Genomic DNA, 21,255 nt, shown 5'->3' with positions numbered 1-21,255 from the left:
TCTCCATCATGCTAATAGATTCTCTAGCGTTTTTTGGTACATATCGGTCAATAGCTCAAGATCATGGATGCTCACACATTCGTTCACTTTGTGAATCGTTGCGTTTACAGGACCAAGTTCAACCACTTGTGCGCCCATTTGAGCAATAAATCGGCCATCAGAAGTACCGCCAGTTGTCAGTAGCTGTGGCTCTTGATGATTAACTTCATTTACCGCTTTAACTACGGCTTCAAGTAGCTCACCGGTGTCGGTTAAAAATGGCAGACCATTTAGCGTCCAGTGTAAATCGTAATTTAGACCATGGGCATCAAGGGTCGAGTGAACTCGGCGTTGAATCTCTTCGGCTGTTAGCTCAGTACTAAAACGCAGGTTGAACTGAACGTTAAACTCACCCGGAATCACATTCGATGCGCCTGTGCCAGCATGTACATTTGGAATTTGGAAACTGGTCGGCGGGAAGTAGTCATTACCGTCATCCCATTTCATCGATGCAAGTTCAGAGAGAGCAGCAAGTGATTGATGAACTGGGTTATTCGCGAGATGAGGATATGCCACATGGCCTTGAGTCCCCTTAATCGTGATGTCACCAGTAATAGAGCCTCGACGGCCGTTTTTCACTACATCGCCCACTTTCAATGTGCTTGAGGGTTCGCCAACAATACACATATCAATCATTTCATTGCGTTCTACTAACGTATCTACAACGCGAGTGGTTCCATTAATGAACGGGCCTTCTTCATCGGAAGTGATTAAAAAGCTGATTGAACCTTTGTGATTTGGATTTTCAGTTAGAAATCGTTCAACAGCAACAATCATACAAGCTAGAGAGCCTTTCATGTCAGCCGCACCACGACCATGCAGATGATCATCGATAACAGTGGGTTCAAAAGGTGGTGTATGCCATTGCTCCAATTTGCCTGCTGGAACCACATCTGTGTGGCCAGCGAAGGTAAATAACGGCGCTTCAGTGCCTTTACGAGCCCAGAAGTTGGTTGTGTCTTCAAACACCATAGATTCGATTTCAAAACCGAGTGCTTTCAAGCGCTGAATCATCAAATCTTGGCAACCTGCATCTACTGGGGTTACCGATTGGCGGCTAATTAAGTCTTTTGCGAGAGCCAAAACAGGGCTATCTGTCATCCTTGAAATCCTTGTTAAATAAGAAACTGATTATTAATTGATAATTTATTTGCTAAAAGCGGTAGCGTAGCTTGCTGCACTAAAGCCAAGTTCTAGCTTGTCATTATGACGAACGATAGGGCGCTTTATCATCGATGGCTGTTCAACCAACAAAGCGATTGCGTTTTCTTCATTCAAACTGTCTTTCTGCTCTTGGCTAAGTTGACGATAGGTAGTGCCACGTTTGTTTAAGACGTTTTCCCAACCTAGAGAGAGGCAAAATTCTTTAACCAATTCTTCATCAATACCTTGTTTACGGTAATCATGAAATTGGTAGTCGACACCTTCTGCTTCCAACCATTTGCGAGCTTTCTTTATGGTGTCGCAGTTTGGGATGCCATACATAATTGTCATTACTGTATTCCTTTATTTTCCCTATTGCTGGAAGTTGCCATTGCGATGACCAACACTTCAAGTTTAGGGGAGAGGCTGAATTATTGTTGTTTGCCAAATCCTAACAGGAAGCCTCTCTCGTGACAAAAGGGTTCGTTACGAGAAAATACGGTTTGATTTGGATTGTATTGAAAAGTTATTGATCAAACGCAACACGTTTCAAGGCAAAAAAGAAATAATGAGTCTTGTATTGATGAGGAGGTATCAATGGAATTGAGTCCTGTTTTTGCAAGGCGCTTGTATTTAGCACTTTTAGTGGAAAGCCTTGAGCGGCCAAATGTGCCAAAACTTATTGAGAAAACGGGGTGGCCTCGTCGTACTATTCAGGATGTGATAAAAGCGCTTCCGGGAATAGGCATTGAACTCATGTTTGTGCAGGATGGTAGACGCCACAACGATGGTTACTACCAGTTATCAGACTGGGGACCATTTGATAGTCAGTGGGTTTTTGACCGCAAAAGTGATATTGCGGCGAGCTTGGGATATTCTGCTTAAAGCCAGCGTTTGCTGGCTTTTTCTTTATTACTGGTTTTGTGTAAACCAGTAAGCGATGAAGCCTATCCAACTTATTGCCAATAGTACCCATGGTAATAAATTTGAAGAAGGCGAGGTTTCTAAGTCATGAAATTCTTCAATGTCATGATTTTCTGTATTGGACTGCTTTGTTTTTAGGGCTTTCTTGCGAGCTCTATCCGCTTGGCGACTCTTTTCTTTCTGCTGTTTTTTGTATAGCGCGATGCCTTTCTCTATTCCTTGAGCAATCAATTTAGTTTGTTCTTTTGTTTGCCCTGGCTTTTGCGTCGCACGGGCTACTGCCATCGCTTCTTGTTGTGTTTGTTCTGAAGGAACAATTTTTTTATTCATAGTCATGCAGAATGTGATTTGGATATTGAATAGGGTTCAACCCTAACATGAAGTTACATGTATCTTGAAGCGTCTTGAGGAGAATCTCTGTTCAAAAAGTTGGGGTGAACGCTTTTTGAAGTATTGAGCACTTTTTTGAGCCGTTTCTTACATACTTAATCTTATCTCTACGTTATGAATCAGACATTACGTATAGCTATTTGAAACCATTCAGTTAAAGTGGACGTGTAACAAAAGTAGCAAATTCAGATGGAACACTGTGCGTTATTCAATAGAACAATACGATGCGAACGGCTTTTTAAAGGCACCTAAATGGTTATGGCTAGGTTGGTTTTTTTTGTCGAAAGCATGGATTGTGTTTGTAATGGCTGGCGCCAGTCGTGACAGTGGGCCAAAGATTTTGGGTTTGATTTATCTAGACCACTCGATGTTATACCTAGGATTAGCCATGGGTGTGCCGAGTATTACTATGATGTGGTTGGTCGGATTAAGACACCCTGAGAGGCGATGGGCGATATCACTGGTGAAATGGGGCAGAGAGGTGACCTTGTTCACTGCACTCGCGCAGTTTATTCAAACCGGATATCACGTCTATTTGCAGCACGGCTCTTTTAGCTGGATTTCAGCCTTAAGTTTGTTGCTATTGCTGTGGTTTACCTTATATGTTTATAACAGCCGTAGCGTTAAAGATTGCTTTCAAGTCCCTGTTTTGTATCGGACATGATCGTTGGAAACACATGATCATGGTCAACATAGAGAAATTATTTTTAATTACACTAAGTCCATAGCCACTGAGCATAAATGAATAGTGAGGATTTTTTATGTCAATGTCACAGACTGCAATTTTGCCTGAAGCAGGCCCATTTGCACTCTATAGCCTTTTGAAAATTCGCCAGAACCACGCTCACGTTTTAGAACAGCTTCAAGCGTTGCCAGCAAAAATTGCGGATATCAATGCGAATCAACCGGGGGCTGCCCTAACGGTATCTGTCTCTTTTACCAAAGCATTTTGGCAACAGCTTGATGTAGCAATGCCAGAAGAGCTAATCGATTTCCAAACTTTGGGTGAAGGTAAAGTTGTTGCGCCTAGCACTGATGTCGATGTTTTAATCCACTGTCATTCAACTCGTCACGATTTACTGTTTTATGTATTACGTACTTTCTTAGCTGAAACTGCTCAAGATGTAACTGTTGTCGATGAAACATACGGTTTCCGCTATTTAGATGCTCGTGATATGACAGGATTTGTTGACGGTACAGAAAACCCTAAAGATGAAAAGCGTAAAGATGTGGCGGTGATTGCTGACAGCGAGTTCGCTGGTGGTAGCTACGTATTGCTACAGCGTTTCGTGCATGATCTGCCTGCTTGGAACCGACTCAATATTTCAGCGCAAGAAAAAGTGGTTGGCCGTACCAAGCCAGATTCTATTGAACTAGATGATGTTCCTGCTGCCTCTCACGTAGGTCGTGTTGATATTAAAGAAGAAGGCAAAGGGTTGAAGATCCTTCGTCACAGCTTGCCGTATGGTACTGCGAGTGGTGAGCACGGTTTACTGTTTATCTCATACTGCCATACGCTACATAACATGAAAGTGATGTTAGAGAGCATGTACGGTGTGACGGATGGTAAAACAGACCAACTGCTTCGTTTTACTCATGCAGTGACGGGGGCATACTTCTTTGCTCCTTCTCTGGAAATGCTGGCGAGCTTGTCTCTAAAAGCATAAAAAACAAGTAATTCGAACGCTAAAGCCGGGCTAAGATGCTCGGCTTTTTTGTATCGCGTGAAACTGTTTCTAAAGAAAAACCTCACTCCACCGATATAGCTAACAGAATTAACCAGTAAAGGTGATGACGTCTGTATGGCGGTAACGGTAAATACCAATGTTTCTGCTCTTGTGGCACAGCGCCATTTGAGCACAGCTGCAGATATGCTCAATCAATCTTTGGAACGCTTATCTTCGGGAAAGAAGATAAATAGTGCCAAAGATGATGCTGCGGGTCTGCAAATCTCGAATCGTTTAGAAACGCAGATGCGTGGGCTTGATGTTGCTGTGCGTAATGCAAACGATGGTATTTCTATCATGCAAACGGCGGAAGGTGCGATGCAAGAAAGCACTAACTTACTGCAACGTATGCGTGATTTATCACTTCAATCGGCGAATGGTTCTAACAGTAAAGCAGAGAGAAAGGCTTTGCAGGAAGAAATGAGCGCTTTGAACGATGAATTGAATAGAATTGCCGAAACTACCTCTTTTGGTGGGCGAAAATTGCTCAATGGCAGTTTTGGGCAATCATCATTCCAGATAGGCGCAAGCTCAGGCGAAGCGGTTCAGTTATCGCTGAAAAACATGCGTTCTGACAGCATTGATATGGGTGGGTTTAGCTATATCGCTCGCCGCTCGTTGGATGAACAATGGCAAGTGTCGAAAGGTAACAATCAACTCATTATTCATTATGTCGATGTGTCTGGAAAAGAATCGTCTATCCAACTTCATGCTAAAGAAGGTGACGATGTTGAAGAGCTGGCGACATACATTAATGGTCAGACGGATGCTGTTTCAGCATCTGTTAATGAAGATGGTCAACTGCAGATTTTCATGGCGGGTAAAGAGACGTCAGGAACTTTGTCTTTCAGTGGCAATTTAGCTGATGAGCTTCAAATGGGTCTCAAAGGCTATGAATCAGTCAATGATTTGGATATTGGCAGTGCTGGTGGCGCACAACGGGCTGTTTCCGTTTTAGATACTGCACTGCAATATGTTGATAGCCATCGTGCGGAGTTAGGTGCTCTACAGAACCGCTTTACTCACGCGATTAATAATCTAGACAACGTGCATGAAAACCTAGCGGCGTCTAACAGCCGTATAAAAGATGCAGATTATGCGAAAGAAACAACGCAAATGATCAAGCAACAAATTCTGCAACAGGTGAGTACATCTGTTCTAGCTCAAGCCAAGAAACAGCCGAATATGGCTTTAGTGTTACTTGGATAACTCGCTGGTTTTAGTAAAAAGAAAAACAAGGTGTATCGACGTAGTTTGGTAAACCTTTAGTGAATAAATCGACTTTTTAAAACTTTTAATGCTTTCGTCACGTTTAAACCACTAAACGAAGTTTTTTTTAAAAAATCGAAAAAAAATTCTAAAGGTTCCCGAATAGGGGCCGTTATAGAAAGTAACTTTGAGAGAACTACTTGGTTTTCCGAGACGTCGGAAACCTGAACTACCGGAAAATCAATTGGAGAAATCACCATGGCAGTGAATGTAAACACAAACGTATCAGCGATGACAGCTCAACGTTACCTAAACAGCGCAACTAACGCACAACAAACGTCTATGGAGCGCCTATCGTCTGGTTCAAAAATCAACAGCGCAAAAGATGATGCAGCTGGTCTACAAATCTCGAACCGTTTGAACGTTCAAAGCCGCGGCCTAGACGTAGCAGTTCGTAACGCAAATGATGGTATTTCAATCGCTCAAACCGCTGAAGGTGCGATGAATGAAACAACTAACATTCTGCAACGTATGCGTGACTTGTCACTACAATCTACTAACGGTTCAAACTCTAAGTCTGAGCGCGTAGCGATTCAAGAAGAAGTATCTGCACTAAATGACGAACTAAACCGTATTGCAGAAACAACATCTTTCGGTGGTAACAAGCTACTTAACGGCACATTCGCAACTAAGTCATTCCAAATCGGTGCTGACTCAGGTGAAGCGGTAATGTTAAGCCTAAACAACATGCGTAGCGACAACTCAAAAATGGGTGGTGTTAGCTACCAAGCAGCTGAAGGCAAAGACAAGAGCTGGTCTGTTAAATCAGATGCAAATGACCTAACCATGTCTTACACAGACAAAGCTGGTCAAGAGCAAACTATCAGCATCACTGCAAAAACTGGTGATGATATCGAAGAGCTTGCAACTTACATCAACGGTCAAACAGACACAGTTAAAGCGTCTGTAAGCGAAGATGGCAAACTACAAGTATTCGCTGGTACTGACAAACTAGACGGTCAAGTAGCGTTTGGTGGTGCTCTAGCTGGTGAATTAGGCCTAGGCTCTGCTGAAGGTAAAGCGGTAACAGTTAATGCTATCGACGTAACATCAGTAGGTGGCGCTCAAGAATCTGTAGCTATCATTGACTCAGCGTTGAAATTTGTGGACAGCCACCGTGCAGAACTAGGTGCTTTCCAAAACCGTTTCAACCACGCGATCAGCAACTTAGACAACATTAACGAAAACGTGAATGCTTCTAAGAGCCGTATCAAAGACACTGACTTCGCGAAAGAAACGACTGCACTAACTAAGTCTCAAATTCTTTCTCAAGCATCAAGCACTGTATTGGCTCAAGCTAAACAGGCTCCAAACGCAGCACTTAGCCTACTAGGTTAATCTGCTTCGAGATGAAAAAATCCAGCTTCGGCTGGATTTTTTTTGCATTTAATTTGTTGATTTGGTTATTAAATATTCATTTGTTCAATCATTTTAAGAAAAAGTTATATTTTTTCTCTAAAGGTTATTAATTCTCCGCCGTTACAGAATACGAGAGAAATGAGGTGTGCCGGAGAGAGGTGAGAGACTCGAAGGCACGTCAACAATCTGCCTAAGGAGATCAATATGGCAATAAGTGTGAATACGAATGTCGCGGGGATGACTGCTCAGCGCTATTTGAACAACGCGGCGGACGGCACGCAAAAATCTATGGAGCGTTTGTCTTCGGGTTACCGAATCAACAGCGCAAAAGATGATGCTGCAGGTCTACAAATTTCAAACCGTTTAACTTCTCAAAGCCGTGGTTTAGACATGGCGGTAAGAAATGCGAACGATGGTATCTCTATTGCACAAACTGCTGAAGGTGCAATGAATGAAACTACCAACATCCTTCAACGTATGCGTGACCTTTCTTTACAATCTTCTAACGGTTCGAACTCACGTTCTGAGCGTCTAGCGATTCAAGAAGAAGTGTCTGCACTTAACGACGAATTAAACCGTATTGCTGAAACAACATCCTTCGGTGGTAACAAACTACTGAACGGTTCCTTTGGCAGTAAATCTTTCCAAATCGGTGCTGATTCTGGTGAAGCTGTTGCTTTATCTATGGGTAACATGCGTTCTGATACTACCGACATGGGTGGTAAAGCGTACCGTGCTCAAGAAGGCAAAGCGTCTGATTGGAAAGTAGGCGAAGCGAAAGATCTTACACTGAACTACACCAACAAACAGGGTGAAGCTCGTGAAGTCACTATCTCTGCAAAAGCAGGCGATGACTTAGAAGAAGTAGCAACTTACATTAACGGCCAAAATGACGACATTAAAGCGTCAGTAGGTGAAAGTGGTAAGCTACAACTTTTCGCAGCGACTCAAAAAGTTCAAGGTGATGTGACTATCGGTGGTGATCTTGGTGCTGAGATTGGCTTTGGCGAAGCTCAAGCTATGACTGTAAAAGACATCGACGTATCAACAATAGGTGGCTCTCAAGAAGCTATCTCTGTTATCGACGGTGCACTTAAAGCGGTTGATAGCCAACGTGCTTCACTAGGTGCATTCCAAAACCGTTTTGGTCATGCGATCAGCAACCTAGAGAACATCAACGAGAACGTGAATGCATCACGTAGCCGTATTAAAGATACGGATTACGCGCGCGAAACCACTGCAATGACGAAATCGCAAATACTACAACAAGCGAGTACGTCTGTATTGGCGCAAGCGAAGCAGTCACCATCTGCAGCTCTTAGCTTACTAGGTTAACCTGTTAAGTTAATTGAGCTTTATAGGGTAGCATAGTTGGAGATAAGTTACCTCTAAGGTGGAAGGGAGATTGTTATGGAAGTACCATTATACACATCGAACGTCCAGCCTTTCGGCTCACAAAGTGGCATCAAATTTGCTTCAGAAAATGAAAGCGTAAGTAACATTTCGACTTCGAAAAGGGAAGATCGACCGGTAGAAAGCTCAAGTAAGATTTATGAGCATATTTCGGATCAACTGGAAAAGTCCAAGCAGCAGTCGGTTGACGCAGCAATTGAACGTTCTCGCGAACGAGATAAGCTGAATGAAGAACGACGAGCTAAAATGGTAGAACAAGTTAGCGATTTTGTTAAATCTATCAACAAGGGGCTATCTTTCAGAATTGATGAAGAATCCGGTCGGGATGTTGTAACGGTGTATGAAGCCTCTACGGGCGACATTATCCGACAAATTCCTGAAGAAGAAATGCTTGAAGTATTACGACGTCTTTCCCGACAGCAGGACCATAAATCGGGCTTATTGTCGGCTAAGGTGTAAATATATTTTTGAGGTGGTTGAATGAGTTTAGGCCCAATGGGGATGAACACTGGCTTTGATATTAATTCAATGGTCAGCAAAATTGTTAATTCGGAGCGTGTTCCTAAACAGCAACGAATTGACAATGAGCGCGTTGGTATTGATACCAGTATTAGTGCCTATGGCCGACTCAGAGAGTCGCTGGATACGATGAAAAATCTAATGGCAAGTTTTCGTCAGGAAAAGGCGTTTGCAGTTCGTTCTGTGGATACCTCTGATGAAAAATCTGTCGTCGCGACCGCAACCACTGATGCCATTGCTGGTAAATACTCAGTAGATGTGTTGCAGCTTGCTCAGAGCCATAAAATTGCGTCAAATGTGCTTCCACAAGACGCGAAATTTGGCCCGGGTAAGCTGCAAATTTCACTAGGTACCAAAAGCTTCAACATAGAAGTAAAACCCCAATCTAAACTTATCGATATTGTTCGCGGCATCAACGGTGAAAAAAGTAACCCAGGTGTGCGAGCGTCGGTAATCAACGACGTTGACGGGCCTCGTTTAATCGTTGCGTCGAACCTTTCTGGTGAAGAAAATCGAGTCACCATTGCTGCACAAGCGCAGGCAGGTGACCCGCTCAAATCTCTTGAATACAAAACATTAGAAGACCGCGTAAAAGATCTTGAAAAAGCGCGAGCTTTAGCTCAGCAGCTCATTGCCCCTCTAACACCAGAGCAGCAAAAGATTGCCGCTAAAGTGGCAGAAAAAATTGGAAATGCGGCACGAGAAATTGATGAATCAGTCGCAGCGCAAGTTCAGCAAGTAGCCCAAAACAACAATGAAGCCGTTGGCGATAGTAATGAGCTTTCCGATTCTGCAGTGAAAGCAGCGGCCAAAGCTGGTTCAGATGTAAATAAGTACTTAAAGCCTGAAGAGCGTATACCTGGTTGGACTGAAACGGCATCTGGTACTTTGTTAGATTCTTACTATGAGCCTGAACCAGAGCTTGATGATAAAGCGATAGATAAATCTCAAGACGTTCCGGGGTGGACAAACACTGCGTCAGGCACGCTTGTTGACTCCTATGTCACACCAAAAGAAGCCCAACAAGCACTTGAACGAAGATTAGCGCAAGAGAAAGCGGATATTCGTTCTGCGGTGCAAAACGGTGATATGTCACCGGATGAAGCGAAAGCTATCGCTCGCGCCAAACTGACGCCAGAAGAACGTGAGTTACTTGAGAAAGTTGAATCGGTGAACGACCAACTGAAAGCGGCGCAAGATTCATTCGATGCCTATACAGGCATGACAGAGGTGCAATCGGCACAAGACTCATTAGTTGTGCTCGACGGTGTTGCTAAGCTATCAAGTAAGAACAATGTGATTGAAAATGCGATTGAAGGTGTCGACTTAACTTTAAAAGGTAAGACTGACCGAAATCAGCAGCCTACTGAAATTGATATTGAATACGACCGTAACAGTGTTCGTGAAGACATAGAGCAGTTCGTCAACGCCTATAACCAGTTTTATCAAGTATCTAAAGAGCTATCGGGTGTCGACCCTCGTACGGGGCAAGCAGGACCTTTAGCTGGTGATAGTGTGGTTCGCAGTGCAGACTCCCGACTAAAATCAGTCTTCTCGACTAAAATTGAACAAGCACCAGAGAAGCTTCAAAGCTTGACGGAATTTGGGATCACGACCACTCGTCAAGGGACGATGGAAATCAATTATGATATGCTCGACCGTCAATTAAATAACAACTTCACCAAGCTGGGAGATTTTTTTGGTGGTAATCAGGGCTTTGCGAAGAAAGTCGAAGATGCCATTCAGGGTATGACCGGTGTGACAGGTGTTATTCGTAATCGTGAAAAGACACTCACTGAGCGAAATTACCGTCTCAACGATGACCAAGCAGCGCTTGATCGCCGTATGGACAGTTTAGAAAAACGTACTTTCGATAAGTTTTCGGCCATGCAGGATGCGACAGGCAAAATGCAATCTCAGTTAGCCGGCATGATGAACGCGCTAGGCTAATATGATGGATGATCAACTGAAAGAGTTGAGTGATGTCGATAATCAGATTAAAGATTTATTGGCAGCTGACGATATAAATGTTGAAGAAATTATTCAACTTGTCGATATAAGGGAACAGTTATTGCAGGTGTTATTGACTCAAGTGTCAGAAAACCCAGCATTTGGCAAATCCCAACATTGGCGAGATGCAGTTCGAGATACACAACAACTTGTTGAGTTGATGCAGTCAAAAACCGTGTTAATTGGTAAAGACTTACAAAAGTTCCGTCACGGTAATAAATCAGTTCAGCAATACAAAAAGTTTTTATAAAGAGGAAGACTATGCGTGGTTCTTTGCAGGCGTACAAAAAAGTATCAGTGGATAGCCAGCTAAGTGCGGCCTCACCGCATAAGATTGTACAGATGTTGATGGCTGGTGCTATTGAACGTTTGATTCAAGGTAAAGCAGCAATGCTACAGGGAAATATTCCTGTGAAAGGCGAACGCTTTGGTAAAGCTTTGGACATCATTATTAGCTTACGTAGCTGTTTATCTATGGATGATGGTGGTGAAATTGCGCAGAACCTAGACCAGCTTTATGAGTTTATGATCACGCAAATTGCAGCTGCAAACCATCAAAACGATCCACAGATTGTGGACGACGTGATCGATATTATTCGTGAAATTAAATCAGCATGGGATCAGATTCCGGCGGAATACCACAATCTGACCTCAAATGACGTAGGTTTGTAAGTTATCTCTGAAAGTTTTAACAGAGCTCACACCAGCTAATTGCTTGGTTGCCTTATTTTTTTTATCACATAGAATAGAAGCCATTAGATAGCCTAATGGCTTTTTTTGTTGCTGATTTTCACAAATTGACTATCGTTTATTTAGTGCTACTTAAAAGACTAATTCAGCCGATTAGCGATACTCATCGTGCAAATACATCCAACTTTCCAGATTGAAGGCAAATAATCTCACCTATGCAAGGTTTAGCAAAATTGCTTGTGATTGAAGATGATCCGTCCGTTCGTCTTAATCTCAGTATCATATTAGAATTTGTAGGAGAGCAGTGTGAGGTAATAGAGTCTTCGCTGGCTGATCAAATCAATTGGTCGGCAACGTGGACAGGATGCATTATTGGATCGTTGAAAGATCATAAACTGCCAGAATCATTAGCCTCAGCACTAGCTAACGCAAACCATATCCCTCTTTTAATGGCGGATAAGCAGCCGTACTCTTTGGAAGAATTTTCTCAATTTGTTGGTGAGTTAGAGTTCCCTCTTAACTATCAACAACTGAGTGAAGCGCTTCGTCACTGCAAAGCATTTTTAGGTCGTCAAGGTATCAATGTTGTTGCCTCTGACCGTAAGAACACTCTATTTCGCAGTTTGGTGGGGCAAAGTAATGGTATCCAAGAGGTTCGCCATCTGATTGAACAAGTTTCTGGTACAGAAGCTAACGTATTGATCTTAGGTGAATCTGGTACTGGCAAAGAGGTTGTCGCAAGAAATATTCACTACCATTCCCCGCGCAGAAGTGGGCCGTTTGTGCCGATTAACTGTGGTGCGATTCCAGCGGATTTATTGGAAAGTGAATTATTTGGTCATGAAAAAGGTGCATTTACTGGAGCGATTACTGCTCGTAAAGGCCGTTTTGAATTGGCTGAAGGTGGCACTCTGTTTCTCGATGAAATCGGTGATATGCCGATGACCATGCAAGTCAAGTTGCTGCGTGTATTGCAAGAGCGCTGTTTTGAGAGAGTCGGCGGAAACGCCACCATTAAAGCAAATGTACGCATAATCGCTGCAACACATCGAAACCTAGAAAGCATGATCGAAGATCAGCGCTTCCGCGAAGACTTGTATTATCGTCTGAATGTTTTTCCAATTGAGATGCCTTCACTTAAAGAGCGCAAAGAAGACATTCCTCTGCTATTGCGTGAACTGATGACTCGTATGGAAGCAGAAGGGGCTCAGCCTATCTGCTATACCCCAAGAGCCATCAACTCTTTGATGGAACATGATTGGCCAGGTAACGTGCGTGAGTTGGCAAACCTAGTTGAGCGTATGGTTATCCTGTACCCAAATAGCTTGGTTGACGTAAACCATCTACCAACTAAATATCGTTACAGTGATATTCCAGAATTTCAACCAGAGCCAAGCCGGTTTAGTTCAGTGGAAGATCAGGAGCGAGATGCGCTTGATAGCATCTTCTCTGAAGACTTCAACATGGACGATTCAGACAGCTTTACTGATGTTGATGTACCGCAAGCACTTCCACCAGAAGGCGTGAACTTGAAAGAGCTTTTAGCTGATTTGGAAGTTAGCCTGATTAATCAAGCTTTGGAAGCTCAGGGCGGCGTAGTGGCACGTGCGGCAGATATGTTAGGCATGCGCCGAACTACTTTGGTTGAGAAGATGCGTAAGTACAATATGCAGCGCTAAAAAGCCGTTAAACATGTGAGTCAATTTATTGTCATTGCATTAACGTGTTGAAAAATATATAAAATAGCCTGGCATGCATTTTGCGTGACAGGCTATTGTTGTATTGGAAGGCAGATTCTCGACGATGGTAGACCAAGTGCAAGAGCAGCATTCACATTTAGACTCACTCGAAGACCAAGTAGAACGCTATAAACAGGTTCTTGATGTCATGCCTGCGGGCGTGATTTTGCTCGATACCCAAGGGGTTGTGCGTGAAGCTAACCCAGAAGCGCAGCGAATATTGGATGTTCCCTTATTGGGCGAACGTTGGTATGCCATCATCCAAATTGCCTTTGCTCCACGTGAAGATGACGGTCATGAAATCTCACTACGCAATGGTCGTAAAGTACGCTTGGCTATTTCTGCGTCCAATACTGGTCAGCTCATTTTGATTACAGATTTAACAGAGACGCGTTTGCTGCAGGCTCGTGTTAGTGATTTACAACGGCTGTCGTCGCTAGGTCGAATGGTCGCCTCGCTTGCTCATCAAGTGAGAACACCACTATCCAGTGCCATGCTCTATGCTTCTAATCTAGGAGCACCCAATTTACCCACGACAACCCGTGAGCGCTTTCAAAGTAAATTGATGGATCGTTTGTATGACTTGGAAAAACAGGTCAATGATATGTTGTTGTTTGCTAAAGGCGGTGACAACAAAGTCGTCAAACCATTTTCCATTGCTGAACTGGTTGGAGAGTTTTCTCCGATGGTTGAGACTGCGCTGAAAAATAACCAAATTGATTTTTGTCTCGAAGTAGAAGAACAAGAGACGATGTTGCTGGGCAACGCAAATGCGATAGCTTCAGCATTAAGTAATTTAGTGATGAATGCGATCCAGATAGCTGGCAAAGAAGCTCAAATCGATGTTTTCTTCCGACCAGTGAATGGAGAGCTAAAAATATCCGTTCAGGACAATGGCCCCGGTGTGCCTTTAGAGTTACAAAGTAAGATCATGGAACCTTTCTTTACCACTCGTTCTCAAGGCACGGGCTTAGGTCTAGCGGTAGTACAAATGGTCTGTCGTGCACATGACGGGCGATTAGAATTGATTTCTGAAGAAGGCGACGGTGCTTGTTTTACCGTATGTATTCCTTTGCAAAATCACACTGAATCCACTCACACAGAAACTGGAGAATGATGATGGCACAAAGCAAAGTCTTAATCGTTGAAGATGATGAAGGCCTACGCGAAGCCTTAGTAGACACCTTAGCACTAGCCGGATACGAATGGTTGGAAGCTGATAGTGCTGAAGATGCTTTGGTGAAACTCAAAAACAACTCTGTGGATATAGTGGTTTCGGATGTACAAATGGGCGGTATGGGTGGTCTTGCTCTGCTGCGCAACATTAAACAACATTGGCCAAATCTGCCTGTGCTGCTAATGACTGCCTACGCCAACATCGAAGATGCCGTTTCTGCAATGAAAGACGGTGCAATTGACTACATGGCTAAGCCATTCGCGCCAGAAGTTTTGCTGAACATGGTGAGCCGCTATGCTCCGGTAAAATCGGACGACAACGGTGATGCTGTCGTGGCTGATGAGAAAAGCCTTAAACTGCTTGCTCTGGCTGACAAAGTAGCGAAAACCGATGCCAACGTGATGGTTTTGGGGCCAAGCGGATCAGGCAAAGAGGTAATGTCTCGTTATATCCATAACTCTTCATTGCGCAAAGATGGCCCTTTCATTGCCATCAACTGTGCTGCCATTCCAGATAACATGTTAGAAGCGACGCTTTTTGGTTATGAGAAAGGCGCATTTACCGGTGCGGTTCAGGCGTGTCCGGGTAAATTTGAACAGGCTCAAGGCGGTACTATCTTGCTTGATGAAATCAGTGAGATGGATTTAAACCTTCAAGCTAAGTTATTGCGTGTTCTACAAGAGCGCGAAGTAGAGCGCTTAGGCAGCCGTAAACCAATCAAGCTTGACGTTCGTGTGCTAGCGACAAGTAACCGAGATTTAAAGCAATACGTTCAAGAAGGCAACTTCCGTGAAGACTTATATTACCGCCTTAATGTTTTCCCAATTTCATGGCCAGCACTGAAAGATCGTAAAGCCGATATCGAACCGTTAGCGAATCATTTAGTGGAACGCAACTGTAAGAAGTTAGGTATGCCAGTGCCTAAACTATCTGCTTCCGCAGTGACTAAGCTAAATGCTTATTCATGGCCGGGTAACGTGCGCGAACTGGATAACGTTGTGCAGCGTGCTCTGATTCTTAGCGAACATGGTCATATCGACCAAGAGCATATCTTGCTTGAAGGGCTGGATTGGCAAGATGCTTCTAGTTTGCAGAAATTGGTTGAAGGTGGCGAAACCATCGCAACTCCTGAAATCAAGCCAATTGCTCAGGTTGATGTGGCTAAAATTGCAAATAGCAGTGCCGGCCTTGGTGGTGAGCTGCGTGATCAAGAGTTCGCTATCATCATGGAGACGTTGATCGAGTGTAATGGTCGTCGTAAAGAGATGGCTGAAAAGCTGGGTATTAGCCCGAGAACACTGCGCTATAAGCTAGCGAAAATGCGTGATGCAGGGATGGATATCCCGGGCTAATTCAGTCCTATTTCAGAGTGGCACATAAATTGCTGCATTACTGAACAGAGATGAAGTTTAGTCAAAGTTCTGGCTTTTGAGGTAGTAATGAATATAAACGGTTTACAAAGCGAAATGCAGGCGATGATGGTAGAAGCTGCCAACTCACGCCCAGCACCAACAGGACAAAAAATTGGCGCTGATTTTGGCGATATGCTTTCACAAGCTATCAACAACGTAAATGGTTTACAGAAAACCTCAAGCGACCTACAAATGCGCTTTGATCGTGGTGATGAAGATGTGTCTCTTTCTGACGTCATGATCGCTCGTAACAAATCGAGCGTGGCATTTGAGGCCACTATTCAGGTACGCAACAAGCTTGTTGATGCGTACAAAGAACTGATGAACATGCCAGTTTAAGAAAGGTGTGAATTGTGGCTGATAATAAGCAAACAACCGATCTTACTTTAAGCAATGGCAGCGGTGACCATGCATTGATGTCGAGTTCTGACATCGATATGGGGACCCAAAACCTAGATGCTGAAGAAAAAAGCTCCTCAAAAATGGACTTCTCTATGGGTGACTTGGACTTACTACGCCAAGTTGTCCTAGTTCTCTCTATCTCAATCTGTGTGGCTTTAATCGTGATGCTATTTTTCTGGGTAAAAGAGCCAGAAATGCGTCCGTTAGGAGCATACGACACACAAGAACTTATTCCTGTTCTTGATTACCTCGACCAACAAAAACAAGACTACAAGTTAGATGGAAATACTATCTTAGTTCCGACATCTGACTACAACAGCCTTAAACTGAATATGGTTCGCGCTGGTCTAAATCAAGAACGTCAGGCAGGCGACGATATCTTACTGCAAGATATGGGCTTTGGTGTTTCACAACGTCTTGAACAAGAGCGTTTGAAACTCAGCCGTGAGCGTCAGCTTGCCAAAGGTATTGAAGAGATGCGCCAAGTGAACAAAGCGCGTGTTCTTCTCGCTCTACCAAAACAAAGTGTGTTTGTACGCCAAAATCAAGAGGCTTCCGCTTCGGTATTTTTGACGCTTCGCACTGGCACCGATCTAAAACAAGAAGAAGTTGATTCTATTGTCGACATGGTAGCTAGCGCAGTTCCTGGTATGAAACCGACCCGTGTAACTGTGACAGACCAACATGGTCGTCTTCTAAGTTCTGGTTCTCAAGACCCAGTTACTGCAGCTCGTCGTAAAGAGCAAGAAGCTGAGCGTAAGAAAGAGCAGGGCTTGCGTGAAAAAATTGACTCAGTACTGATTCCGATTTTAGGTTTGGGGAACTACACAGCTCAAGTGGACGTTGAATTAGATTTCAGTGCAGTTGAGCAGACTCGTAAACGTTTTGACCCAAATACACCGTCAACGCGTAGTGAGTACACGTTAGAAGATTACAACAACGGTAATGTGATTGCTGGCGTTCCTGGAGCGTTGAGTAACCAGCCTCCTGCGGATGCGTCAATTCCACAAGATGTGGCTCAAATGAAAGATGGTTCGCTCATGGGACAGGGTTCTGTTCACAAAGAAGCGACACGTAACTTTGAGTTAGATACAACTATCAGTCATGAACGCCGCCAAACGGGTGTCGTTAATCGTCAAACGGTAGCGGTTGCAGTGAAAAACCGTAGCCAAGTGAACCCTGAAACAGGTGAAGTGACGTATACCCCTGTAAGTGACAGTGAACTACAAGCGATTCGACAAATTCTTGTTGGCGCTGTGGGTTACAGCGAAAGCCGTGGTGACCTACTGAACGTATTGAGTATGAACTTTGCTGAACCTGAAGTTGAAGCCATTGCCGATGTGCCAATTTGGGAGCATCCGAACTTCAACGATTGGATTCGCTGGCTAGCAAGTGCCTTGGTTATCATGGTTATCGTACTAGTGCTTGTTCGTCCTGCAATGAAGAAACTACTCAACCCTGCAGCGGATGACGACGATCAACTATACGGCCCAGATGGTTTACCGATTGGTATCGATGGTGAAACCAGCCTAATTGGTAGTGATATTGAAGGTGGTGAATTGTTTGAGTTTGGCTCTGGCATTGATTTACCTAACTTACATAAAGATGAGGATGTACTGAAAGCAGTACGTGCTCTAGTGGCTAACGAGCCAGAGCTTGCAGCTCAGGTAGTGAAGAACTGGGTGGCTAACGATGCCTAATGAAATTGCAAAACAAAACCGCGATATGACTGAGTTAGAGAAAGAAATTGCGGAAATTCCCGGTGAGGAACGTGCGGCAATTTTGCTATTAAGTCTCAATGAAGCGGACGCAGCAGCGATTATCCGTCACCTTGAACCTAAGCAGGTTCAACGTGTAGGTAGTGCAATGGCTCGAGCAAAAGACCTGAGCCAAGGTAAGGTAACTGCGGTACACCGAGCATTCTTAGAAGACATCCAGAAATACACCAACATTGGTATGGGTAGCGAAGACTTCATGCGTAAAGCGCTGGTTGCTGCACTGGGTGAAGATAAGGCTAATAACCTTGTTGACCAGATTCTATTGGGTACCGGTTCGAAAGGTCTGGATTCATTGAAATGGATGGATCCTCGTCAGGTAGCGAGCATCATCGTCAACGAGCACCCGCAAATTCAGACCATCGTATTGTCTTACTTAGATCCAGACCAGTCTGCTGAGATTCTTGCTCAGTTTGCTGAGCGTGACCGTCTAGACTTAATGATGCGTATTGCTAACCTTGAAGAAGTTCAACCTTCAGCACTGGCTGAACTGAATGAAATCATGGAGAAACAGTTCGCAGGTCAAGCGGGAGCACAAGCTGCGAAGATTGGCGGCCTGAAAGCGGCGGCAGATATCATGAACTACCTCGACAACAACATCGAGGGAGCACTTATGGATCAAATGCGCGACCAAGACGAAGATTTGGCCACACAAATTCAAGACCTTATGTTTGTCTTCGAAAACTTGGTGGAAGTGGACGATCAAGGTATTCAGAAATTGCTGCGTGACGTACCGCAAGATGTTCTGCAAAAAGCACTTAAAGGTGCTGACGATACGTTACGTGAGAAGATCTTCAAGAACATGTCTAAACGTGCTGCTGAACTGATGAAAGATGACTTGGAGGCGATGCCACCAATCAAAGTTTCGGATGTTGAAACGGCACAGAAAGAGATTCTTGCTATTGCACGACGTATGGCTGACAACGGTGAGTTAATACTTGGTGGTGGCGCAGACGAGTTCTTATAAAACATTAAGCTTAGATAGATCGCGAGTTTTTTAAGCGATTGCGCTTACCAAGTTAATCATTGGTTTTGTAAAAACAGGTCTTTTTAATCGGGACTGTTGTTCAAACAAAACAACAGCCCATAAGGCCAGCCTAACCAGCCGGCCTTTTTATCTTTAGATAGGAAATGAGATGTCAGGTGAAAGAAAACGCGGTTTTATCCGTCTCGATTCTGATGAAACTATTGATAAGGCAAAGAAGTGGGGTCTTCCAGACTACACTTCTGAAACTCATAAAAGGGCGAAGGAAACTGCGTTCAATTATGATCCTAGCTGGATTCCGAGTTTCGATGAGCCTGAAGCAGAAGAGCCTGTCGTTCTTACTGAAGAAGAAATTGAATTAATTAAACAAGCGGCTTATCAAGAAGGTATCGAGCAAGGCAAAGCAGAAGGCTATCAAGAAGGCTTTCAGTTAGGTCAGGATGCGGGGCACAAAGTCGGTCATGAAGAGGGCTTTCAAGCGGGAAGCGCTGAAGGCTTAGAAGCTGGGCAGCAAATTATTCAGGAACATGTCCAAGTATTCATGAATCTGGCGAACCAATTCGCTCAGCCACTTGAATTGATGAATGCACAAGTTGAAAAGCAGCTGGTGGATATGGTGCTTTCTCTGGTCAAAGAAGTTGTGCGTGTTGAAGTTAGCACAAACTCACAAGTGATTCTTGATACTGTCAAAGCATCGGTTGAAGCCCTGCCTATAGCTGGTCATGCTATTACGTTGAAGCTGCATCCTGAAGACTGTGAAGTCATAAAGCATGCCTATGGTGAAAATGAGTTGGATGCTCGCAATTGGACATTGATCAGCGAGCCAGCTTTAAGCCGTGGTGATGTACAAATCGAAGCGGGCGAATCCAGTGTAAATTACCGAATGGAAGACAGAATACGTAATGTGCTGCACAGCTTCTGCGGTACTAACCGCCATCACCAAGGCAACGAATAATGCTACAACTCGCTGATAGACTCTCACAATACAAAGTCCACGGACTCACTAGTCGTCCAATTGCATCTGGCAAATTGGTGAGAGTGGTTGGGCTTACATTGGAAGCTACGGGCTGTCGTGCGCCTATTGGCAGTTTGTGTAGTGTAGAAACCATGTCAGGTTCGATGGAAGCTGAGGTAGTTGGTTTCTCAGGCGATCGTCTGTTTCTTATGCCGAGTGAACAAATTACTGGCGTTCTTCCGGGAGCGAAAGTTACTCCTCTTACAGAAGAAGCGGGTTTACCCGTTGGTATGGAGCTACTTGGACGAGTCATCGATGGTGTGGGAACACCGTTGGATGGTTTAGGGCCAATCTATACCGATCAAAAAGCTTCATTCAATGCAGACCCTATCAACCCGTTAGCGCGTAAGCCAATTAGTGAGCCATTGGATGTAGGCATCAAAGCTATCAATGGTTTGTTGACGGTTGGTAAAGGTCAACGTATCGGCCTGTTTGCCGGTTCAGGTGTTGGTAAATCTGTCACTTTGGGCATGATGACCCGAGGCACCACAGCTCAAGTTGTTGTGGTTGGTCTTATCGGTGAGCGTGGACGCGAAGTAAAAGAATTCATTGAAGAGATTTTGGGTGTTGATGGCAGACAACGTTCCGTTGTGGTCGCAGCACCTGCGGATGCATCACCTCTGATGCGTCTCAAAGGGTGTCAAACTGCGCTAACCATCGCAGAGTATTTCCGAGATCAAGGTCTCGATGTGTTACTGCTCATGGATTCGTTAACTCGTTTTGCTCAGGCACAGCGTGAAATTGCGCTATCTGTGGGTGAGCCGCCTGCAACAAAAGGCTATCCACCTTCTGTTTTTGCTAAATTACCGGCATTGGTGGAGCGCGCTGGTAACGGTGGTCCACATCAAGGATCAATCACAGCATTCTTTACGGTATTAACCGAAGGGGATGATTTGCAAGACCCTATCGCAGACGCTTCGCGAGCGATTCTCGATGGTCACATTGTACTGTCTCGTGAAATGGCTGATGCTGGACACTATCCTGCGATTGACGTTGAGAAATCCGTCAGTCGTGTTATGCCGCAAATCACCACTGATGAACATGTACTGATGTCCAAAGCGGTTCGTCAGATATTGTCGACCTGTCGTAAAAACCAAGATCTTGTTTCTATCGGCGCTTATAAGCCAGGTACCGATCCAGCGATTGATAGTGCATTTACCCTTAAACCGAAACTTGACAGCTTCTTGCAGCAAACCATGAAAGAGTCAGTACCTTATGACATGTGTATTAGCATGCTGAAAAATGTACTCAATGTGGGGTAATGGCT

Annotated in this window: 21 protein-coding genes; 18 read left to right on the top strand and 3 right to left on the bottom strand. The window is 44.1% G+C overall.

Annotation, left to right across the window (positions count from 1 at the left end):
- Nucleotides 1-6 precede the first annotated feature (6 nt).
- Together dapE and ACOSVQ_RS04715 are read right to left on the bottom strand one after the other, a co-directional pair.
- Entirely contained in the window at nucleotides 7-1,140 is a 1,134-nt protein-coding gene (gene dapE, locus ACOSVQ_RS04720; RefSeq protein WP_491981413.1) for a succinyl-diaminopimelate desuccinylase, read from the bottom strand.
- 45 nt (nucleotides 1,141-1,185) lie between these two features.
- Nucleotides 1,186-1,533: an ArsC family reductase gene (locus ACOSVQ_RS04715; RefSeq protein ID WP_491981412.1), complete on the bottom strand. Its 348-nt coding sequence runs from the start codon at nucleotides 1,531-1,533 to the stop codon at nucleotides 1,186-1,188.
- 246 nt (nucleotides 1,534-1,779) lie between these two features.
- Here ACOSVQ_RS04715 and ACOSVQ_RS04710 point away from each other — a divergent pair, with 246 nt between their 5' ends.
- Nucleotides 1,780-2,067 (top strand): winged helix-turn-helix domain-containing protein, encoded by a 288-nt coding sequence (locus ACOSVQ_RS04710; protein WP_491981411.1) that lies wholly within the window; start codon nucleotides 1,780-1,782, stop codon nucleotides 2,065-2,067.
- 27 nt (nucleotides 2,068-2,094) lie between these two features.
- Here the strand turns inward: ACOSVQ_RS04710 and ACOSVQ_RS04705 are convergent, their stop codons facing one another.
- Complete coding sequence (locus ACOSVQ_RS04705; protein WP_491981410.1) at nucleotides 2,095-2,436, bottom strand: DUF2956 domain-containing protein; 342 nt, start codon at nucleotides 2,434-2,436, stop codon at nucleotides 2,095-2,097.
- 259 nt (nucleotides 2,437-2,695) lie between these two features.
- Here ACOSVQ_RS04705 and ACOSVQ_RS04700 point away from each other — a divergent pair, with 259 nt between their 5' ends.
- From ACOSVQ_RS04700 to fliI, 17 genes are all read left to right on the top strand, one after another.
- Nucleotides 2,696-3,160 carry a DUF2919 domain-containing protein gene (locus tag ACOSVQ_RS04700; protein ID WP_491981409.1) on the top strand — a complete coding sequence of 155 codons (465 nt, stop codon included), beginning with the start codon at nucleotides 2,696-2,698 and terminating at the stop codon, nucleotides 3,158-3,160.
- 97 nt (nucleotides 3,161-3,257) lie between these two features.
- Nucleotides 3,258-4,163: a Dyp-type peroxidase gene (locus ACOSVQ_RS04695; RefSeq protein ID WP_491981408.1), complete on the top strand. Its 906-nt coding sequence runs from the start codon at nucleotides 3,258-3,260 to the stop codon at nucleotides 4,161-4,163.
- Between the two features lie 135 nt (nucleotides 4,164-4,298).
- Nucleotides 4,299-5,432: a flagellin gene (locus tag ACOSVQ_RS04690; RefSeq protein ID WP_491981407.1), complete on the top strand. Its 1,134-nt coding sequence runs from the start codon at nucleotides 4,299-4,301 to the stop codon at nucleotides 5,430-5,432.
- Between the two features lie 258 nt (nucleotides 5,433-5,690).
- On the top strand, nucleotides 5,691-6,830 hold the full coding sequence (locus ACOSVQ_RS04685; RefSeq protein ID WP_491981406.1) for a flagellin: 1,140 nt from the start codon (nucleotides 5,691-5,693) through the stop codon (nucleotides 6,828-6,830).
- A 225-nt stretch (nucleotides 6,831-7,055) separates the two neighbouring features.
- Nucleotides 7,056-8,186, top strand: coding sequence for a flagellin (locus ACOSVQ_RS04680; RefSeq protein WP_491981405.1), 1,131 nt, complete (start codon nucleotides 7,056-7,058; stop codon nucleotides 8,184-8,186).
- 75 nt (nucleotides 8,187-8,261) lie between these two features.
- Nucleotides 8,262-8,723: a flagellar protein FlaG gene (flaG, locus tag ACOSVQ_RS04675; RefSeq protein ID WP_491981404.1), complete on the top strand. Its 462-nt coding sequence runs from the start codon at nucleotides 8,262-8,264 to the stop codon at nucleotides 8,721-8,723.
- 21 nt (nucleotides 8,724-8,744) lie between these two features.
- Nucleotides 8,745-10,733, top strand: coding sequence for a flagellar filament capping protein FliD (gene fliD, locus ACOSVQ_RS04670; protein ID WP_491981403.1), 1,989 nt, complete (start codon nucleotides 8,745-8,747; stop codon nucleotides 10,731-10,733).
- Between the two features lie 4 nt (nucleotides 10,734-10,737).
- On the top strand, nucleotides 10,738-11,043 hold the full coding sequence (gene fliT / locus ACOSVQ_RS04665; RefSeq protein WP_491981431.1) for a flagellar protein FliT: 306 nt from the start codon (nucleotides 10,738-10,740) through the stop codon (nucleotides 11,041-11,043).
- Nucleotides 11,044-11,054: 11 nt separating this feature from the next.
- On the top strand, nucleotides 11,055-11,465 hold the full coding sequence (gene fliS, locus ACOSVQ_RS04660) for a flagellar export chaperone FliS (RefSeq protein WP_491981402.1): 411 nt from the start codon (nucleotides 11,055-11,057) through the stop codon (nucleotides 11,463-11,465).
- A gap of 233 nt (nucleotides 11,466-11,698) precedes the next feature.
- Nucleotides 11,699-13,162 (top strand): sigma-54 dependent transcriptional regulator, encoded by a 1,464-nt coding sequence (locus ACOSVQ_RS04655; RefSeq protein WP_491981401.1) that lies wholly within the window; start codon nucleotides 11,699-11,701, stop codon nucleotides 13,160-13,162.
- Between the two features lie 124 nt (nucleotides 13,163-13,286).
- Nucleotides 13,287-14,339: a sensor histidine kinase gene (locus ACOSVQ_RS04650; protein WP_491981400.1), complete on the top strand. Its 1,053-nt coding sequence runs from the start codon at nucleotides 13,287-13,289 to the stop codon at nucleotides 14,337-14,339.
- 2 nt (nucleotides 14,340-14,341) lie between these two features.
- Nucleotides 14,342-15,751, top strand: coding sequence for a sigma-54-dependent transcriptional regulator (locus ACOSVQ_RS04645; RefSeq protein ID WP_491981399.1), 1,410 nt, complete (start codon nucleotides 14,342-14,344; stop codon nucleotides 15,749-15,751).
- An 87-nt stretch (nucleotides 15,752-15,838) separates the two neighbouring features.
- Nucleotides 15,839-16,150, top strand: a complete 312-nt coding sequence (fliE, locus tag ACOSVQ_RS04640; RefSeq protein WP_165311993.1) for a flagellar hook-basal body complex protein FliE — start codon at nucleotides 15,839-15,841, stop codon at nucleotides 16,148-16,150.
- Between the two features lie 14 nt (nucleotides 16,151-16,164).
- Nucleotides 16,165-17,913: a flagellar basal-body MS-ring/collar protein FliF gene (fliF, locus tag ACOSVQ_RS04635; RefSeq protein WP_491981398.1), complete on the top strand. Its 1,749-nt coding sequence runs from the start codon at nucleotides 16,165-16,167 to the stop codon at nucleotides 17,911-17,913.
- Nucleotides 17,906-18,955 carry a flagellar motor switch protein FliG gene (gene fliG, locus ACOSVQ_RS04630; protein WP_491981397.1) on the top strand — a complete coding sequence of 350 codons (1,050 nt, stop codon included), beginning with the start codon at nucleotides 17,906-17,908 and terminating at the stop codon, nucleotides 18,953-18,955. The genes fliF and fliG overlap by 8 nt, the downstream gene beginning before the upstream one ends.
- Before the next feature lie 169 nt (nucleotides 18,956-19,124).
- A complete protein-coding gene (gene fliH / locus ACOSVQ_RS04625) occupies nucleotides 19,125-19,928 on the top strand; it encodes a flagellar assembly protein FliH (protein ID WP_491981396.1) in 804 nt (267 codons plus the stop codon).
- On the top strand, nucleotides 19,928-21,250 hold the full coding sequence (gene fliI / locus ACOSVQ_RS04620) for a flagellar protein export ATPase FliI (protein ID WP_491981395.1): 1,323 nt from the start codon (nucleotides 19,928-19,930) through the stop codon (nucleotides 21,248-21,250). The genes fliH and fliI overlap by 1 nt, the downstream gene beginning before the upstream one ends.
- Nucleotides 21,251-21,255: the final 5 nt, after the last annotated feature.

The sequence above is a fragment of the Vibrio sp. HM8-C genome, from assembly GCF_058630515.1.
The sequence above is the reverse complement of the archived record's forward strand: the minus strand, read 5'-3'. Positions and strand labels throughout refer to the sequence as shown.

Coding starts and splice junctions, on each gene's coding strand:
- dapE (WP_491981413.1), bottom strand. CDS start 1,140: ATGACAGATAGCCCTGTTTTGGCTCTCGCAAAAGACTTAATTAGCCGC.
- ACOSVQ_RS04715 (WP_491981412.1), bottom strand. CDS start 1,533: ATGACAATTATGTATGGCATCCCAAACTGCGACACCATAAAGAAAGCT.
- ACOSVQ_RS04710 (WP_491981411.1), top strand. CDS start 1,780: ATGGAATTGAGTCCTGTTTTTGCAAGGCGCTTGTATTTAGCACTTTTA.
- ACOSVQ_RS04705 (WP_491981410.1), bottom strand. CDS start 2,436: ATGAATAAAAAAATTGTTCCTTCAGAACAAACACAACAAGAAGCGATG.
- ACOSVQ_RS04695 (WP_491981408.1), top strand. CDS start 3,258: ATGTCAATGTCACAGACTGCAATTTTGCCTGAAGCAGGCCCATTTGCA.
- ACOSVQ_RS04690 (WP_491981407.1), top strand. CDS start 4,299: ATGGCGGTAACGGTAAATACCAATGTTTCTGCTCTTGTGGCACAGCGC.
- ACOSVQ_RS04685 (WP_491981406.1), top strand. CDS start 5,691: ATGGCAGTGAATGTAAACACAAACGTATCAGCGATGACAGCTCAACGT.
- ACOSVQ_RS04680 (WP_491981405.1), top strand. CDS start 7,056: ATGGCAATAAGTGTGAATACGAATGTCGCGGGGATGACTGCTCAGCGC.
- flaG (WP_491981404.1), top strand. CDS start 8,262: ATGGAAGTACCATTATACACATCGAACGTCCAGCCTTTCGGCTCACAA.
- fliD (WP_491981403.1), top strand. CDS start 8,745: ATGAGTTTAGGCCCAATGGGGATGAACACTGGCTTTGATATTAATTCA.
- fliT (WP_491981431.1), top strand. CDS start 10,738: ATGGATGATCAACTGAAAGAGTTGAGTGATGTCGATAATCAGATTAAA.
- fliS (WP_491981402.1), top strand. CDS start 11,055: ATGCGTGGTTCTTTGCAGGCGTACAAAAAAGTATCAGTGGATAGCCAG.
- ACOSVQ_RS04655 (WP_491981401.1), top strand. CDS start 11,699: ATGCAAGGTTTAGCAAAATTGCTTGTGATTGAAGATGATCCGTCCGTT.
- ACOSVQ_RS04650 (WP_491981400.1), top strand. CDS start 13,287: ATGGTAGACCAAGTGCAAGAGCAGCATTCACATTTAGACTCACTCGAA.
- ACOSVQ_RS04645 (WP_491981399.1), top strand. CDS start 14,342: ATGGCACAAAGCAAAGTCTTAATCGTTGAAGATGATGAAGGCCTACGC.
- fliE (WP_165311993.1), top strand. CDS start 15,839: ATGAATATAAACGGTTTACAAAGCGAAATGCAGGCGATGATGGTAGAA.
- fliG (WP_491981397.1), top strand. CDS start 17,906: ATGCCTAATGAAATTGCAAAACAAAACCGCGATATGACTGAGTTAGAG.
- fliH (WP_491981396.1), top strand. CDS start 19,125: ATGTCAGGTGAAAGAAAACGCGGTTTTATCCGTCTCGATTCTGATGAA.
- fliI (WP_491981395.1), top strand. CDS start 19,928: ATGCTACAACTCGCTGATAGACTCTCACAATACAAAGTCCACGGACTC.